At 65.8% G+C, this 17,124-nt stretch carries 13 protein-coding genes; 10 read left to right on the forward strand and 3 right to left on the reverse strand.

Going from position 1 to position 17,124, the window contains the following annotated elements; all coding sequences use genetic code 11:
• Positions 1 to 5 precede the first annotated feature (5 nt).
• The 8 genes from fba to mmsB all read left to right on the forward strand — a co-directional run bounded on the left by fba (position 6) and on the right by mmsB (position 9,287).
• Positions 6 to 1,088, forward strand: coding sequence for a class II fructose-bisphosphate aldolase (gene fba / locus CI41S_RS35645; protein WP_139863675.1), 1,083 nt, complete (start codon positions 6 to 8; stop codon positions 1,086 to 1,088).
• Positions 1,089 to 1,118: 30 nt separating this feature from the next.
• Positions 1,119 to 2,582 carry a form I ribulose bisphosphate carboxylase large subunit gene (locus CI41S_RS35650; RefSeq protein ID WP_139863676.1) on the forward strand — a complete coding sequence of 488 codons (1,464 nt, stop codon included), beginning with the start codon at positions 1,119 to 1,121 and terminating at the stop codon, positions 2,580 to 2,582.
• A gap of 12 nt (positions 2,583 to 2,594) precedes the next feature.
• Positions 2,595 to 3,020 carry a ribulose bisphosphate carboxylase small subunit gene (locus CI41S_RS35655; protein ID WP_139863677.1) on the forward strand — a complete coding sequence of 142 codons (426 nt, stop codon included), beginning with the start codon at positions 2,595 to 2,597 and terminating at the stop codon, positions 3,018 to 3,020.
• Between the two features lie 111 nt (positions 3,021 to 3,131).
• Positions 3,132 to 4,058 (forward strand): CbbX protein, encoded by a 927-nt coding sequence (cbbX, locus tag CI41S_RS35660; RefSeq protein ID WP_139863678.1) that lies wholly within the window; start codon positions 3,132 to 3,134, stop codon positions 4,056 to 4,058.
• Positions 4,055 to 4,771, forward strand: a complete 717-nt coding sequence (locus tag CI41S_RS35665; RefSeq protein WP_139863679.1) for an HAD family hydrolase — start codon at positions 4,055 to 4,057, stop codon at positions 4,769 to 4,771. Before cbbX ends, CI41S_RS35665 begins: the two co-directional genes overlap by 4 nt.
• Before the next feature lie 647 nt (positions 4,772 to 5,418).
• Positions 5,419 to 6,489, forward strand: a complete 1,071-nt coding sequence (gene chvE, locus CI41S_RS35670) for a multiple monosaccharide ABC transporter substrate-binding protein (protein ID WP_139863680.1) — start codon at positions 5,419 to 5,421, stop codon at positions 6,487 to 6,489.
• A 36-nt stretch (positions 6,490 to 6,525) separates the two neighbouring features.
• Complete coding sequence (gene mmsA / locus CI41S_RS35675; RefSeq protein WP_139863681.1) at positions 6,526 to 8,100, forward strand: multiple monosaccharide ABC transporter ATP-binding protein; 1,575 nt, start codon at positions 6,526 to 6,528, stop codon at positions 8,098 to 8,100.
• Complete coding sequence (gene mmsB / locus CI41S_RS35680; protein WP_139863682.1) at positions 8,097 to 9,287, forward strand: multiple monosaccharide ABC transporter permease; 1,191 nt, start codon at positions 8,097 to 8,099, stop codon at positions 9,285 to 9,287. The genes mmsA and mmsB overlap by 4 nt, the downstream gene beginning before the upstream one ends.
• A 64-nt stretch (positions 9,288 to 9,351) precedes the next feature.
• Here mmsB and CI41S_RS35685 read toward each other — a convergent pair whose 3' ends face one another.
• On the reverse strand, positions 9,352 to 11,613 hold the full coding sequence (locus CI41S_RS35685; protein ID WP_244626785.1) for a TonB-dependent siderophore receptor: 2,262 nt from the start codon (positions 11,611 to 11,613) through the stop codon (positions 9,352 to 9,354).
• A 257-nt stretch (positions 11,614 to 11,870) separates the two neighbouring features.
• On the opposite strand from CI41S_RS35685, the gene CI41S_RS35690 reads away from it, so the two are divergent.
• Complete coding sequence (locus tag CI41S_RS35690; RefSeq protein ID WP_244626786.1) at positions 11,871 to 12,704, forward strand: inositol monophosphatase family protein; 834 nt, start codon at positions 11,871 to 11,873, stop codon at positions 12,702 to 12,704.
• 433 nt (positions 12,705 to 13,137) lie between these two features.
• On the opposite strand, the gene CI41S_RS35695 is transcribed toward CI41S_RS35690, so the two are convergent.
• Both CI41S_RS35695 and CI41S_RS35700 read right to left on the reverse strand, forming a co-directional pair.
• Positions 13,138 to 14,409 (reverse strand): glycosyltransferase family 87 protein, encoded by a 1,272-nt coding sequence (locus CI41S_RS35695; RefSeq protein ID WP_172628318.1) that lies wholly within the window; start codon positions 14,407 to 14,409, stop codon positions 13,138 to 13,140.
• Positions 14,410 to 14,797: 388 nt separating this feature from the next.
• Positions 14,798 to 15,724, reverse strand: coding sequence for a LysR family transcriptional regulator (locus CI41S_RS35700; protein ID WP_172628319.1), 927 nt, complete (start codon positions 15,722 to 15,724; stop codon positions 14,798 to 14,800).
• 111 nt (positions 15,725 to 15,835) lie between these two features.
• On the opposite strand from CI41S_RS35700, the gene CI41S_RS35705 reads away from it, so the two are divergent.
• A complete protein-coding gene (locus tag CI41S_RS35705) occupies positions 15,836 to 17,092 on the forward strand; it encodes a CaiB/BaiF CoA transferase family protein (RefSeq protein ID WP_172628320.1) in 1,257 nt (418 codons plus the stop codon).
• Positions 17,093 to 17,124 lie beyond the last annotated feature (32 nt).

A 17,124-nucleotide genomic window follows, 5' to 3' on the forward strand; every position in this document is an offset into this window, starting at 1 on the left:
TCAGTATGGCGCGGATTACCCTGAGGCAATTGCTGGATCATGCCGCCGAGCGCGGCTACGGCGTGCCGGCTTTCAACATCAACAACATGGAGCAGGGCCTTGCCATCATGGCGGCCGCGGCTGACTGCGATGCGCCGGTCATCATCCAGGCCTCGCGCGGCGCGCGCGCCTATGCCAACGATATCATGCTGGCGAAGATGATCGACGCGCTCGAGGAGATGTATCCGCAGATTCCGCTCTGCCTGCATCTCGACCACGGCAACGAGGAGGCGACCTGCGCCACCGCGATCCGCTACGGCTTCACCTCGGTAATGATGGACGGCTCGCTCAAGGCCGACGCCAAGACGGCGGCGGATTATGACTACAACGTCGACATCACCCGCCGCGTCGTCGACATGGCGCATTGGGTCGGCGCCTCGGTCGAGGGCGAACTCGGCGTGCTCGGCTCGCTCGAGCATGGCGGCGGCGAGCAGGAGGACGGTCACGGCGTCGAGGGCACGCTCAGCCACGACCAGCTGCTCACCGATCCCGGCCAGGCGGTCGATTTCGTCCGCGCCACCAAGGTCGATGCGCTGGCGATCGCAATGGGCACCTCGCACGGCGCCTACAAGTTCACCCGCCGGCCCGACGGCGAGATTTTGGCGATGCGCGTGGTCGAGGAGATTCATTCGCGGCTGCCCAACACGCATCTGGTGATGCACGGCTCGTCCTCGGTGCCGCAGCCGCTGCAGGACATGTTCAACGCCTTCGGCGGCGAGATGCCGCAGACCTGGGGCGTGCCGGTCGAGGAGATCGTCCGCGGCATCCGGCACGGCGTGCGCAAGGTCAACATCGATACCGATTGCCGGCTGGCGATGGCCGCCGCGTTCCGCAAGGTCGCTACGCAGTCGAAGAGCGAGTTCGACCCGCGCAAGTTCCTCAAGCCGGCGATGGACGCGCTGCGCGAGCTCTGCCGCGACCGCTTCGAGCAGTTCGGCACCGCAGGCAACGCCGCGAAGATCAAGGTGGTGTCGCTGCCGGAGATGGCAAAGCGCTATCGGGCCGGCGCGCTCGATCCGCAGATTGGAAGCATGACCCAGGCCGCCTGAGCCGGCCGCCACGAACGACAGGAGATTGACATGAATGTGCAGCAGTCGATGACCGTGCGCGGCAAGGATCGCTACAAGTCCGGCGTGATGGAATACAAGCGGATGGGTTATTGGGAGCCGAACTACGAGCCCAAGGACACCGACGTCATCGCGCTGTTCCGCGTCACGCCGCAGGATGGCGTCGATCCGACCGAGGCCTGCGCCGCGGTGGCGGGCGAATCCTCGACCGCGACCTGGACCGTGGTGTGGACCGACCGCCTGACGGCCGCGGAGAAATACCGCGCGAAGTGCTACCGGGTCGATCCGGTGCCGAACTCGCCGGGCAGCTACTTCGCCTACATCGCCTACGACCTCGATCTGTTCGAGCCGGGCTCGATCGCCAACCTGACCGCGTCGATCATCGGCAACGTGTTCGGCTTCAAGCCGCTGAAGGCGCTGCGGCTCGAGGACATGCGGCTGCCGATCGCCTATGTGAAGACGTTTCAGGGCCCGGCGACCGGCATCGTGGTCGAGCGCGAGCGGCTCGACAAGTTCGGCCGGCCGCTGCTCGGCGCCACCGTCAAGCCGAAGCTCGGCCTGTCCGGCCGCAACTACGGCCGCGTGGTCTACGAGGCGCTCAAGGGCGGGCTCGACTTCACCAAGGACGACGAGAACATCAACTCGCAGCCCTTCATGCACTGGCGCGAGCGCTTCCTCTACTGCATGGAAGCGGTCAACCGCGCGCAGGCCGCGACCGGCGAGATCAAGGGCACCTATCTCAACGTCACCGCCGCGACCATGGAGGACATGTACGAGCGTGCCGAGTTCGCGCACGAGATCGGCTCCAACATCGTCATGATCGATCTCGTGATCGGCTACACCGCGATCCAGTCGATGGCGAAGTGGGCGCGCAAGCACGACATGATCCTGCATTTGCATCGCGCCGGCCACTCGACCTACACCCGCCAGCGCAGCCACGGCGTGTCGTTCCGCGTGATCGCAAAATGGATGCGGCTCGCCGGCGTCGATCACATCCATGCCGGCACCGTGGTCGGCAAGCTCGAGGGCGATCCCAACACGACGCGCGGCTACTACGACATCTGCCGCGAGGACTTCAACCCGCTGCAGCTCGAGCACGGCGTGTTCTTCGACCAGCACTGGGCGAGCCTCAACAAGCTGATGCCGGTGGCATCAGGCGGCATCCATGCCGGCCAGATGCACCAGCTGCTCGACCTGCTCGGCGAGGACGTCGTCTTGCAGTTCGGCGGCGGCACCATCGGCCATCCCCGCGGCATCCAGGCCGGCGCCACCGCCAACCGCGTCGCGCTGGAAGCGATGATCCTCGCTCGCAACGAGGGCCGCGACTACGTCCATGAAGGGCCGGAGATCCTGGCCAGGGCGGCGCAGACCTGCACGCCGCTGCGCGAGGCGCTCGATGTCTGGAAGGACGTCACCTTCAACTACGAATCGACCGACGCTCCCGACTTCATCCCCACGCCGAGCATGGCGGTCTGACAGGAGTTTCTCATGCGCGTGACCCAAGGTTGTTTTTCATTCCTGCCCGATCTCACCGACGAGCAGATCGCAGCGCAGGTGCAATACTGCCTCGACAAGGGCTTTGCGGTGAACATCGAGTTCACCGACGACCCGCATCCCCGCAACACCTATTGGGAGATGTGGGGCCTGCCGATGTTCGACCTGCGCGATGCCGCGGGGATCATGAAGGAGCTCGCCGATTGCCGGCGGGTCTATGGCGACCGCTACATAAGGATCTCCGGCTTCGATTCCAGCCATGGCTGGGAGTCGGTCCGCATCTCCTTCATCGTCAACCGGCCGCGTGAGGAACCCGGCTTCGGGCTCGATCGCCAGGAATCCGTCGGCCGCAACATCCGCTATTCGACGCGCGCCTATGCGGCCACCCGGCCCGAAGGCGAGCGCTACACCGATCACTGACCGCGTCCGGCTCAAACACCAGGCGGGTTGCTCCCTCGACCGTCCTGGTCCGGATGCACTTCTCCGTCGTCGCCGCCGCGGCGACGGAGCTTTTTTCGATACGAGAGCACGATGACGCAACCGCAAGAGCAGACCCGCGACGCCCCGCTCGAGACCGTGGACCTCCGGCATGAATTCGCCGACCTCGGCGTCGGCGCCGTGCTTGACCAGCTCGATTCCGAACTGATCGGGCTGAAGCCCGTGAAGACCCGCATCCGCGAGATCGCCTCGCTGCTACTGGTCGAGCGCATCAGGCAGAAGATGGCGCTGGCGACGACGTTTCCGACCCTGCACATGTCGTTCACCGGCAATCCCGGCACCGGCAAGACCACCGTGGCGCTGCGGATGGCCGGCATTCTGCACAAGCTCGGCTTCGTCCGCCGCGGCCATGTCATCAGCGTCACGCGCGACGATCTGGTCGGGCAATATATCGGCCACACCGCGCCGAAGACGAAAGAAATATTGAAGAAGGCGATGGGCGGCGTGCTGTTCATCGACGAGGCGTATTATCTCTATCGCCCCGAGAACGAGCGCGACTACGGCCAGGAAGCGATCGAGATCCTGCTGCAGGTGATGGAGCAGCAGCGCGAGGACATGGTGGTGATCCTGGCGGGCTACGGCGACCGGATGGAAAAGTTCTTCCAGAGCAATCCGGGCTTTCGCTCGCGCATCGCGCACCATGTCGACTTTCCCGACTATTCGGACGCCGAGCTGCTCTGGATCGCCGAACTGATGCTGCAGCAGCAGAACTATCGTTTCTCGCCGGAAGCACGCGAGGCCTTCATCCGCTACATCGCTGCACGCAAGCTGCAGCCTTTGTTCTCCAACGCGCGCTCGATCCGCAACGCGCTCGACCGCATCCGGCTGCGCCAGGCCAACCGGATCGTCGCCAAACTCGACCGCACGCTGACCGCCGACGACGTGATGTCGATCGAGGCGGGTGACGTGCTGGCGAGCCGGGTATTCTCCAAGGGCACTGGTGCGGGCGAGGAGCGATGAACCAGGCGCTCGCGGCCATTCGCACCGGTGGAATGCGTCACATCATTGCGAACGCCCGCGCGTTGATCTTCGACGTTGACGGCACGCTCGCCGAAACCGAGGAGGTGCACCGCCGTGCCTTCAACGGGGCCTTCGCCGAGGCCGGCCTCGGCTGGCATTGGGATCGGCCGACCTATGCGCGACTGCTGCGGGTCGCCGGCGGCAAGGAGCGCATCCGCGCCTACGACCAGCGCAACGCCGTCTCCAGGCTGAGCTTTGCCGAGATCGCCGACCTGCACCGGGCCAAGACCGCGCGCTACGCCGCGCTGATCGCAGCCGGCGATTGCCCGCTGCGGCCGGGCGTCGCGGCCTGCCTCGCCGGCGCGCGCGAGCGCGGCCAGCGCCTCGCGATCGCGACGACGACCTCGCACGGCAATATCGATGCGCTGCTCTCGGTCGCGCTGGGTGGCGGCTGGGCCGATCTGTTCGAGACGATCGTCGCCGGCGACGATGTTCCGCGCAAGAAGCCGGCGCCCGATGTCTATGTCGAGGTGCTGGCGCGGCTGCAGCTGGCGCCGGCCGACTGCATCGCCATCGAGGATTCCGGCAACGGCCTCGTCGCGGCGTCGTCGGCCGGCATTCCCGTCGTCATCACCCGCAGCGCCTATTTCAGCGACGACGACTGGACCGGGGCGCTCCTGGTCGTGGATGAGCTCCCGGAGATCGATACCTGAGGGTGACAGTGTTGGTTTGCTCAACTTGCTCGGTGTCATCACCCGGCTTGACCGGGTGATCCAGTATTCCAGAGACGCCGGTGATAGAAGCGAGAGGCCGCGGCGTACTGGATCGCCCGGTCAAGCCGGGCGATGACAACGGTAGATGAGGGCAAAGCTTCACATTCTCTCAGGGACGGGTTGAACAGCGGCGCTTGTTCAGCCGGCGTGGGGCCCCCGACCAGCCACCGCTCAATAGTCAAATAATATGACTAGTCGCGGCATTCCTTCCGTGAGATAGTCGCGCCGTACCCCGCAAGAGGGTCGCCAAGCGGTGCCATAACACCAAATCCCCCGGTGGAATGGCGCGCACGAACGATTTCGGGAGACTGCGCCTCATGATCCCCATCGCCATCCCGCTGCTTCTTTCGATCCGTCCGATCGCGTGCGGGTGAACCTGGCCGGCAGTTCGTGGATTGGGGCAGGTGTGCGAGCGAGGGTTGGCCTGGCCATGGGTTGCATCTTGGGCTGCATCGAGAATCCCGCAATTTCCGATCGCACTGGTGGCGGACGCCGCTGCGACGTCGTGCCCGGCCGGGCAACCGGCCTGCGCGACGGCTGATGCCGTCTGCAACGCAGAAACAATTCAAGAAGAAAGGGAGTGACGCATGTTCAGGTTGAAGGCCACTTTGTTCGGGCTCGCGCTGGCCGGTCTCGGCGCTGCCACCGCGTCGGACGCGCTCGCCCAGAGCAAGCCGACCATCGGGATCGCGATGCCGACCAAGTCCTCGGCCCGCTGGATCGACGACGGCAACAACATGGTCAAGGTGCTGAAGGAGCGCGGCTACGGCACCGACCTGCAATATGCCGAGGACGACATCCCGAACCAGCTGTCCCAGGTCGAGAACATGGTGACCAAGGGCGCCAAGGTGCTGGTGATCGCGGCGATCGACGGCACCACGCTGTCCGACGTGCTGAAGCAGGCCAAGGCCCAGGGCATCACGGTCATCGCCTATGACCGCCTGATCCGCGGTACCCCCAATGTCGACTATTACGCGACATTCGACAATTTCCAGGTCGGCGTGCTGCAGGCGCAGTCGATCGAGAACGCGCTCGGCCTGAAGGAGGGCAAGGGGCCCTTCAACATCGAGCTGTTCGGCGGCTCGCCCGACGACAACAACGCCTACTTCTTCTACGACGGCGCGATGTCGGTGCTGAAGCCCTATATCGACAGCGGCAAGCTTGTGGTCGCCAGCGGGCAGATGGGCATGGACAAGGTCGCGACCCTGCGCTGGGACGGCGCGACCGCGCAGGCCCGCATGGACAACCTGCTCAGCGCCTTCTACGGCAAGAAGCGGGTCGATGCGGTGCTGTCGCCTTATGACGGCCTGTCGATCGGCATCATCTCCTCGCTGAAGGGCGTCGGCTATGGCAGCAAGGAGCAGCCGATGCCGTTTGTCAGCGGGCAGGATGCCGAGGTGCCCTCGATCAAGGCGATGCTGCGCGGCGAGCAGTACTCGACCATCTTCAAGGACACCCGCGACCTCGCCAAGGTGACGGCCGACATGGTCGACGCGGTGCTGAGCAAGAAGGACGTCACCGTCAACGACACCAAGACCTACAACAACGGGGTCAAGGTGGTTCCGTCCTATCTGCTCAAGCCGGTTGTGGTGGACAAGACCAATTGGGAGAAAGTCCTGATTGACAGCGGCTACTACAAGCGCGCGCAATTCGACTAGGCGCCGAGCCCGGCCAGCGCTGCGGGACCTGATCCGATGACGGCAATGCTTGAAATGCGCGGCGTCAGCAAGAGCTTTGCCGGCGTGCAGGCGTTGCGCGACGTCAACTTCACCGTGGAGGCCGGCGAGATCCACGCGCTGGTCGGCGAGAACGGCGCCGGCAAGTCGACCCTGATGAAGGTGCTGAGCGGGGTCTACCCCGCCGGCAGCTACGAGGGGGCGATCGTCTTCGACGGCGAGGAGCGCCGCTTCCGCGACATCAACGACAGCGAGGCGCTCGGGATCATCATCATCCACCAGGAGCTGGCGCTGATCCCGCTGATGTCGATCGCCGAGAACATTTTTCTCTCGCACCCGCCGTCGCGGTTCGGTGTGATCGACCGCAACACTGTGTACCGGCGCACTGCGCAGCTGCTGGCGCAGGTCGGCCTGCGGGAATCGCCCGATACGCTGGTGACCGATCTCGGTGTCGGCAAGCAGCAGCTGGTCGAGATCGCCAAGGCGCTGTCCAAGCGGGTGCGGCTCCTGATTCTCGACGAGCCGACCGCGAGCCTCAACGAGGCCGACAGCGAGGCGCTGCTCGAGCGTCTCCGTGCCTTCCGCGAGCAGGGCATCGCCTCGATCCTGATCTCGCACAAGCTGAACGAGGTCGCCCGCGTCGCCGACCGCATCACGGTGCTGCGCGACGGCCGCACCGTCGACAGCCTCGATTGCCGCAGCGAGCGGATCGAGGAGGACCGCATCATCCGCAGCATGGTCAACCGCGACCTCGCGCATCGCTTCCCCGAGCGCAATGTCGCGATCGGCGACCCCGTCATGACGGTCGAGAACTGGTCGGTGCATCACCCGCTGCACACCACGCGGCAGGTGATCAAGAATGTCGACTTCACCGTGCGGCGCGGCGAGGTGGTCGGGATCGCCGGCCTGATGGGCGCCGGCCGCACCGAGTTCGCGATGAGCTTGTTCGGCCACGCCTGGAGCTACAACATCTCAGGCAAGGTCCGGCTCGACGGCCGGGAGGTTGTGCTCTCCAGCGTGCCGGCCGCGATCGACGCCGGCCTCGCCTATGTCACCGAGGACCGCAAGCAGCTCGGGCTGATCCTGGCAGACGACGTCCGCAAGAACGTGACGCTGGCGAGCCTGCGCCAGGTCGCCGGGCGTGGCGTGATCGACGACGTCGTCGAGCTGAAGGCCGCCAGCGACTACCGCAACCGGATGCGGATCCGCTGCTCCGACGTCTATCAGGAGACCGGCCAGCTCTCCGGCGGCAACCAGCAGAAGGTGGTGCTGTCGAAATGGCTGATGACCGACCCGAAGGTTTTGCTGCTGGACGAGCCCACGCGGGGCATCGACGTCGGGGCGAAATACGAGATTTACTGTATCATCAACGAGCTGGCGGAGGCCGGCAAGGGCGTCGTGGTGATCTCGTCGGAAATGCCTGAGCTGCTCGGCATCTGCGACCGGATCTGCGTGATGAACGACGGCGCCTTCGTCGGCGAGTTCGCCAAAGAGGACGCGACACAGGAGAACATCATGCGCGCCATCATGCGCAACGTCAGGATGGCCGGCGCGCCCGCCGCCGCGGTTCTGACGCAAGGAGCAGTGCGATGACCGACAAGACGGTGTCACTTCCCGAGGCTCCGAAGCATTCCGGCTTCATCAAGAACAATCTGCGCAATTACGGCATGCTGCTGTCGCTGCTCGCGATCATGCTGTTCTTCGAGATCGTGACCGACGGCACGCTGCTGCAGCCGCTCAACCTCACCAACCTCGTGCTGCAGAACAGCTACATCGTGATCATGGCGCTCGGCATGCTGCTGGTGATCGTCACTGGGCATATCGACCTCTCGGTCGGCTCGGTCGCGGGCTTCGTCGGCGCGGTCGCCGCGGTGCTGATGGTGCAGTACCACGTCAGCTACCCCGTCGCGTTCGTCGCCTGCCTGCTGGTCGGTGCCGCGATCGGCGCAGCGCAGGGCTATTGGGTGGCGTATTTCGGCATTCCGTCCTTCATCGTGACGCTGGCCGGCATGCTGGTGTTCAAGGGCCTTGCGCTCGCGGTGCTGCAGGGCAAGTCGGTCGGGCCGTTCCCGCCGACCTTCCAGAAACTGTCGTCGGGCTTCATCCCGGAACTGTTCCCGAGCGCCGGCACGCTCTACCCGACCTCGCTGCTGATCGGCATCGTGCTGGCGTTCGTGCTGGTGCTGGCAAGCGCCAAGGGCCGGGCGCGCGAGCAGGCGCACGGCATCGAGGTGGAGCCTTACGCGTTCTTCATCCTCAAGAGCATCGCGCTCGCCGGCGCGGTGCTGTATTTCACCTATCTGATCGCCTCGCACCGCGGCCTGCCCAACGTGCTGGTGATCATGACGGCGCTGATCGCGCTCTACGCCTTTGTCACGCGGCGCACCGTGCTCGGCCGCCAGGTCTATGCGGTCGGCGGCAACGCCAAGGCGGCCAAGCTGTCGGGCGTGAAGACCGAGCGGCTGACCTTCTTCACCTTCGTGAACATGGGCGTGCTGGCGGCGCTCGCCGGCCTCGTGTTCGCCGCGCGGCTCAACACCGCGACGCCGAAGGCGGGGCTCGGCTTCGAGCTCGACGTGATCGCCGCCTGCTTCATCGGCGGCGCCTCGGCCTATGGCGGCGTCGGCCGGGTCGGCGGCGCGGTGGTCGGCGCCATGATCATGGGCGTGATGAACAACGGCATGTCGATCCTCGGCATCGGCATCGATTATCAGCAGGTGATCAAGGGCCTCGTGCTGCTCGGCGCCGTCTGCATCGACGTCTACAACCAGCGCCGCTGATCATGGCTCCTTGCTTGAGCATGATCTTGTCGGAAAACCGCTGCACACTTTTCCGGATCATGCTCTAGAACCGATAGGTGAGGCTGCTCAGCACGGTGCGGCCGATGCCGTAGAAGCAGTCGCCGCGCGCCAGGCAGGTGGTGACGTGACGGCGGTCGGCGAGGTTGCTGGCGTTGACCTGGAAGCGCCAGGGGCCGTTCTCGTAGCGGACCATGGCGTCGAACAGCGTGTAGTCGGGCGTGCGGATGATGTCGGCGCCGTCCCACGATTGCCCGACATAGCGCACGCCGCCGCCGACAGTGATCCCGGGCAGGCCGAACCAGCTGAGGCGATATTTTGCCCACAGCGAAGCCTGGTGCTCCGGCACGACCTCGACATGCTTGCCGGCGTTGTCGCCGCTTTCGACACGGGCGTCGATATAGGAATAGGCGCCGATCAAATCGAGCTCGGACGTGACGCGGGTCAGCACCTCCAGCTCGGCGCCGCGGATCCGCACCTTGCCGGTCTGGATCGACAGCAGCGGATTATCCGGATCGCTGGTCAGCCGGTTGCGTTCGATGGTGTCGTAGATCGCGCCGTTGATCGCGGTGCCCGGCAGCGGATTGTACTTGAAGCCGACCTCGACCATCTCGCCGCGTTGCGGCGCGCAGATGCCGGTGCTGCAGACGCCGCTGCCGAAGATCGGGTTGAACGACTGCGCATAGGTGACGTAGGGCGTCAGGCCGAACGGCAACTCGTACATCAGCCCGGCGCGTCCGGTGGTGGCCTGCAGGTTTTCCTGCGGCGCGCCCTGCAGATCGTTGGTGACGAAGTCGTGGCGGATGCCGAGCACCGCGAGCCAGCGCCCGAGCCGGATTTGGTCCTGCGCGTAGAGCCCGAGCTGGCTCTGTCGCACGTCGGGCTCCGCCGACAGCGCCGGCGGCACGACGCCGCTATAGACCGGCGCGTAGAGATCGAACGGCCTGTCATCATAGCCGGTGCCGGAGGAGGCGCGCTCCTTCTGGCTGCGGTAGTCGATACCGAACAGCGCCTTGTGGGTCAGCGCGCCGGTTGCGAATTTCAGTTCGGCATTGCTGTCCGACGTGAAGATGTCCTTGGCGGTCTCGCGGCCGTAGATGAAGCGCGCCACCGTGCGGCGCTCGGCGTCGAGGAACGGATTCTCGGGATTCGAATAAACATCCGGATACATCGTGCGATAGATGCCCTCGACATGGGCGTAGCGCAGGTTCTGCCGCACCGTGAGGCCGTCGCTGAAGCGATGCTCGAACAGGCTCGAGATCGCGCCGGTCTCGGTCTTGTAGTAGTCCCAGCTCGGATCGCTCGCAAAACGCTGCACCGGGATCAGGCCGTTGGGGCCGGGATAGAGCGTGCCCTCGTGCGGCAGGAACGCGGTCGACGATCCCGCGGTGTCCTTCTGATAGGTGCCGAGCACGGTCCAGCTGGTGTCGTTGGTCGGCCGCCAGGTCAGCGACGGCGCCAGCACGATGCGGTTGTCCTTGACGTAGTCGGTCTGCGAGTCGCTGTCGCGGAACACGCCGATGAAGCGGTACAGCCACTCGCCGTCCTTGGTCAGCTTGCCGGTGGTATCGAACTGGGTCTGCTTGCGGTTGAAGCTGCCATATTGCACGCCGATCTCGCTCGCGGCCTCCGCCTGCGGACGCTTTGAAATCAGGTTGAGCAGGCCCGCCGTCGAGGTGTCGCCGTACAGCACCGACGACGGGCCGCGCAGCACCTCGACGCGCTCCAGCGTGTAGGGATCCGGCCGCCATTCGTTGAACGAGGAGGTGTTGTTGACCCTGGTGCCGTCGAGATAGATGTTGGGATCCTGGCCGCGGAAGCGCGGAAAGTCGCCGCGGGAATCCGGGCCGTAGGCATCGGCGTAGACGCCGGGCACATAACGCAGCGTCTCCTGAACGGTGGTCGCGCCCTGATCGGTGATGCGGTCGGCGGTGACCACCGTGATCGATTGCGGGGTCTCGCGCAGCGGCGTGTCGGTCTTGGTGCCGGTCGCGCTCTGATTGGCGAGATAGCCACGCACCGGACCTGTCGCACTTTCCGCACGCTCGCTCGGACCGGTGGCGGCGGGAGCGGCAGCGCCGGATCGCGTGGCCGCGCGTTGCGCCGTAAGCCGCTGCGTCGCGGCTGCGGTCTGGCGATGGCGTGCGGGACGCGATCGCGCGGTCTGTCGTTGCGATTGCTCGACCATGACTGGTGGCAATTCCTGCGGCGGTGATTGCGCCTCCACCGGTGTGATCGTCATCATCGTCGCCAGCATCGGCAGCATGGCAACAAACGGATTGGTGGCTCTTGCAGGTGTGATCGGCATCAATGGTCCCATGTCTTGCGCGGGGACCACTAACAAGCGAGACCACTGCGTTGAAGCACGCGACCGCCCAGAACAGGGCTTCAACCACGAGTTTGGAATTAGTATTTGTCTAGCCAGATCCAGATTGTCGCACCAGCGATCGCGATCATGCCTCGCGCGCTCCGCGCAGCGCGATGCGTCGATCATGTCGCCGGTCTGTCAACATGCAGTTGCCGATTCTGGTGTATGATTCGGCAAGCAACGCAGGAGAACGCCGCGTGAAACTGTCCCATGCCGATGCGGTGACCATCGGAAACATTCTTGCCGAGGCCGGCGTCGCCGAAATCATGCCGCGGTTCCGCCGGGTGCGGGAGATCGAGGTGCGCACCAAGACCTCCGCCTTCGATGTCGTCACCGAGGCCGACGAGGCCGCCGAGCAGGCGATCTCGGCGGCGCTGCTGCGCGCCTTTCCCGGCGCCGTCGTGATCGGCGAGGAGGGCACCTCGCGTGATCCGTCTGCGCTCGACCAGGTCGGAACCGCGGAGCTCGCCTTCATCATCGACCCGATCGACGGCACGCGAAACTTTACCTCCGGCCTGCCGCTGTTCGGCACCATGGTCGCCGCCACCATGCGGGGCGAGATCGTGTTCGGCGCGATCCACGATCCGGTTTGCAGCGACACCGCATTCGCGCTGCGCGGCGAGGGCGCCTGGCTCGCGCTGCCGGACGGCAAGCGCCATGACCTGAAGGTCGCGCCAAGCGTACCGGTGAAGCAGATGGATGCGATCATCGGCATCAACTTCCTGCCCGAACATCTGCGGGCGGTGGTGGCCGGCAATGTCGCAAAGCTCGGCATGAGCGCGTGGCTGCGCTGCGCCGCGCATGAATACCGGATGGCGGCGTCGGGTCATTGCCACTTGCTGTTCTACAACAAGCTGATGCCGTGGGATCACGCCGCCGGTTGGCTGCTGCATCGCGAGGCCGGCGGCTACAGCGCCCATTTCGACGGCTCGCCGTACCGGCCGGTCAACCTGACCGGCGGCCTGCTATGCGCGCCGGATGAAGCAAGCTGGCACGCGGCGCGGCAGGCGATCTTGACGGCGGGCGGATAAGCGCTTTGGCGGGACGACGCACCGCTGTTAGACCCGTCGTCCCCGCGCAAAGGCTTCGCCTTTGTCGCTGGAGGTGCGAGCCCTTGCGAGCCTCGAAGGATCGACGGCCACCAGCCGGGCCGATTCATCCTTCGAGGCTCGCCGAAGAGGCGAGCACCTCAGGATGACGGGGCTGGTGTTGGTCTGATGCAAGCGTCAAACAGCTTGTTCAGTCGTCATCACCCCGCGAAGGCGGGTGATCCAGTATTCCAGAGACGGCAGTGCTGAATCGAGAGGCCGCGGCGTACTGGATCGCCTGGTCGAGCCGGGCGATGACAGTTGTGGATGGGGACGCAGCGCGTAGCCCGGATGGAGCGAAGCGCAATCCGGGGCCGCTGTGTCAGCGGACGAACCTGCCCCGGATTTCGCTGCGCTTCATCCGGGCTACAAATGCTCAGAACTGCGGCAAGTGCCTGATGCGCCTCACGACCAGCGCAATCAGTGCCGCGATCGCGAACGGCCCGAGCGGAATGCCGTTGGCGCCGGCGGGCACCATGGCGAATGGCGTCAGATAGAGCGCGGCGAGCGTCAGCCGCTCATAGGGCAGCCAACCCTGAGTAAGCGCCTGCGCGGCCAGCCAGGCGCCGGGGATCGCCAAAATCACCAGCTCGTAATTGCCGAAGAACGGCACGCACAGGCCGGTCACCGCCACCATCAGCGCGATCTCGGCGGCGCCGCCCGGCCGCGTTCGCAAGATGACGGCGAGAACGGCGACGGCGATTGCGGCCGCGCCCAACTGAACGATCCAGGCGAGATCGCTCGATCCGCCGAGCAGCCGGATCGCGGCGTAGGGGCTGGCGAACTTTTCGAAGCCGGGCGCACCGCCGATGTTCCAGGCGCTGGCCTCGGGCAGCGCACGGATGAATCCGATCCACGCGTCGATGCCGAACAAGGCGGTGGCGATTGCCATCAGCGTCAACGTGGTAACCACCGCAGCGGCAAGCGCGCGCCATCGTCGGGTCACGACCAGCACCAGCGGCGCGAGCAGCGCGATCTGCGGCTTGTAGGTGAGGCAGCCGATCAGCGCGCCGGCGACGATCGGGTAGCGATCCAGCGCCATGGCCGATCCGCCGAGCAGCGCCGTGGAGAACAGCGAGTTCTGGCCGAACAGCGCGCACACCCAAGCGGCGGGAAACGCCAGCGCGGGAACGACGGAGCCGCCCCTGAGCAGAGCCCTGACCGCGGCGGCATAGGCGGCGGCGGTGGCAGTGATCCAAACCGCCGCGGCGGCTGCGAAGGGAAGAAGCGCGAACGGCAGCCAGATCAGCAACGCGGTCGGCGGATAGAAGAACGGCGCATAGTTCTTCTGGCCGAGCAGCGCGGCCACTGCCGCGCGGGCCGCCTCGCCATAGGCATCGGCGGCGCGGCCTTCGAGCGCAAGGTGCGCCGCGGTCCAGAACGCCGCAAAGTCGTGGCCGACATCCATCGTCGGCGCGGTCCACGGGATGCTCGCGACGAAGCCGATCAAGAGGACCAGGAACACGCGGGTGAAGGCGGTGACGCGGTCATGCGTCAGCCAATCGGCATCGCGCAACGCGGCGGACCATAGGGAGCGAGGCGGACGCCGGGCGGCCTGCGCTTCGCCGGTGACCGGCCGACGATCGTCCGGCGACGCATCGTCGGCGAAGGCCAGCGAGTGCCCCTCGAGCCCGAACTTCTGCGACATCGGCCGCTTCATCCCAATTGCGTCGTGCACGACAAGAGATTTGGATCAAATCGTTGAAGGTTGCGTAAAGCAGGTCGTTTCAATTCGGCAGGGACAGGCGTCCCTTCAGGCAGCTCATGGTAAAGGAACTCGTAACGCCGGACCTGTCGCGACCTCCTCTTCACCTCGCCCCGCGTGCGGGGAGAGGCATAGGCCGCCTTTGGCGGCCGTCCCTGAGAACGCCGAGGCAAAGCCTCGGCTACGACGCATCGCTAGATGCGTTCCGGGTGAGGGGGAGTCTCCGCGAGCGCAGCTATCGCCGTCCATGCGGAGACAGCCTCTCACCCCAACCCTTTCCCCGTGAAGAACGGGGAGAGGGAGCGCAGTGCCGTCGCCGCAAAAATCAGCGCTACCGCCGCGATGCGCTCAAAAACAGCGGACGAAAAATGTCCAAAAATCCGGTCGCCGCCGGCGTCAGCGGGCGGTTCTTTTGCCGCAGGATGCCGATCCGGCGCACCAGAGGCGGCGAGACCAGCCGCTTGACCACGACGCCGCGCGGCGCGCGCCGCGGCAGCGCCGAGGCCGGAACGATCGAGATCCCGACATTGGCGCCGACGAAATCGTACAGCGTGCCGAACTGCTCGACGATCGTGCTGTGCTTGAGCACGAGGCCGTTGGCGGTCGCGACACTGTCGATCTGCTTGCGCAGGCCCGAGCCGGTCGGCAGCGACACGAACACCTCGTTGCGCAGCTCGCGCAGGCTGAGTGTCGCCTTGTTGCGCAGCGGATGCCGCGACGGCAGGATTGCGAAGCAGGACTCCTCCACCGCGTCGTCGCTGACGACCTCCTCGCCGAGCGCGGTGACGTTGCCGATGCCGAAATCGGCAAGCCCGCTGCGCACGTCCTCATAGACTTCGCTGCCGAGGCCTTCGCGCAGGTGAATCTCGACGCCCGGATGCGCCTTCCGGTATTTCAGCACGGCCTCCGGCACCACGTGATGGGTGAGTGACAGCAAGCAGGAGATGATCAGGCGTCCCTTGATCTGGCCGCCGAGCGCGCGGGCGTTGTCGACCTGGGTGCCGAGATCGGCGAGCAGGCGCTGCGTCGATGCGGTGAACTCGCGGCCCGGCGCGGTGAGGATCACGTTGCGCGTCGAGCGAAGGAACAGCGAGACGCCAAGCTGTCGCTCGAGCTGCAGCACCAGGCGGCTGACCGCCGATTGCGTCATGCCGAGATCGGCGGCCGCAGCGGTGAAGCTGCCATAGAGCGCCACCGAATTGGCGGCGCGCAGATGTTTCAGGCTAACCTCGAACTGGCGCGGGCGACGCTCTCGCATCATTCATTCCATTTCTGCATCAATTATCCAGATCGGAAAATATTTGACCTATATCGCCGCGAGGTCAACGATCAAACGCAGCAGGAATCGAGATGCGGGAAGGAATGCCGGATGACCGCCACCCGGACGGGGACGAAACAGGGCGCGCTGCACGGCGTCCGGGTGCTGGACCTGACGCGGTTCTATTCCGGTCCGTTCGCGACGTTGATGCTGGCCGGCTTCGGCGCCGAGGTCATCCGCATCGATAGTCCGGAGCAGGGCGATCCCACCATGACCGGCCCGCCGTTTCTCGGCAAGGACGGGGTGTCGCTCGACCGCCAGCACGACAGCGATCTCGGCCTCGCCTATCTCAAGCGCTGCCGCGACAAGAAATCGATCACGCTGAACATGCGCTCGGTTGAAGGCATGGAGCTGTTCCATGCGCTGCTGCGCAAGTCCGACATCCTGGTCGAGAATTTGCGACCCGGCGCCGCCGAGCGCCTCGGCATCGACTATGCGGCGAACCGGCAGGTCAATCCCGCGATCGTGCATTGCGCGCTGACCGGCTACGGCTCGACCGGCGCCGACCGTCGGCTCAAGGCCTACGATCTGATGATCCAGGCGGCGAGCGGCCTGATGTCGATCACCGGCGCGCCGGACGGTGGCCCGAGCAAGGCGGGCACTGCGCTCGCCGATGGCATCACCGGCGCCTTCGCCGTCTCCGGCATTTTGGCGGCGCTGACCGAGCAGCGCATCTCGGGTCAGGGCCAGTTCGTCGACGTCGCGATGTCCGACTGCCTGTTGTCGCTGGTGCTCGACGAGCCGCTGGACTGCTATCCGCAGATGGGCATGGCGCCGCGGCAGGGCAACCGCATCATGCGGTTTTCGCCGTTCAACACCTATCCCACCCGCGACGGCGCGATCGCGCTGGGTGCGGCCACCAACGAGGACTGGCTGCTGCTGCTGCGGGTGATCGATAGGCTCGATCTCGCCAGCGACGAAAAATTCATGAACACTGGCTGGCGCGTCAGCAACAACGCGGTGATCGACGCCATCGTCACCGAGTGGTCGCGCGGCCGCACCACGGCGGAGGCGATCGAGGCGCTCAACAAGGGCGACGTCGCCGCGAGCCCGATCCGCGATATCGACGACATCCTGGCCTGGGAGCATCTCGGCGCGCGCGACATGCTGCAGGCCGTGGCGCATCCGACCGAGGCGCTGGAGCAACGCGTCATCGGCGCCGGCTTCCCGATCAAGATGGGGCGCACCCACAAGGGCTATACCGCGCCGGCGCCGACGCTCGGCCAGAACAACGCGGAGGTCTATGGCGGCCTGCTCGGCCTCTCCGGTGCGCGGATCGCGGAGCTGAAGGCGCGGCAGGTCATCTGAAGCACAGAAGGCCGGCGCATGAATGCCGGCCC

It is taken from the genome of Bradyrhizobium ivorense, from assembly GCF_900696085.1.
GTDB lineage: Bacteria > Pseudomonadota > Alphaproteobacteria > Rhizobiales > Xanthobacteraceae > Bradyrhizobium > Bradyrhizobium ivorense.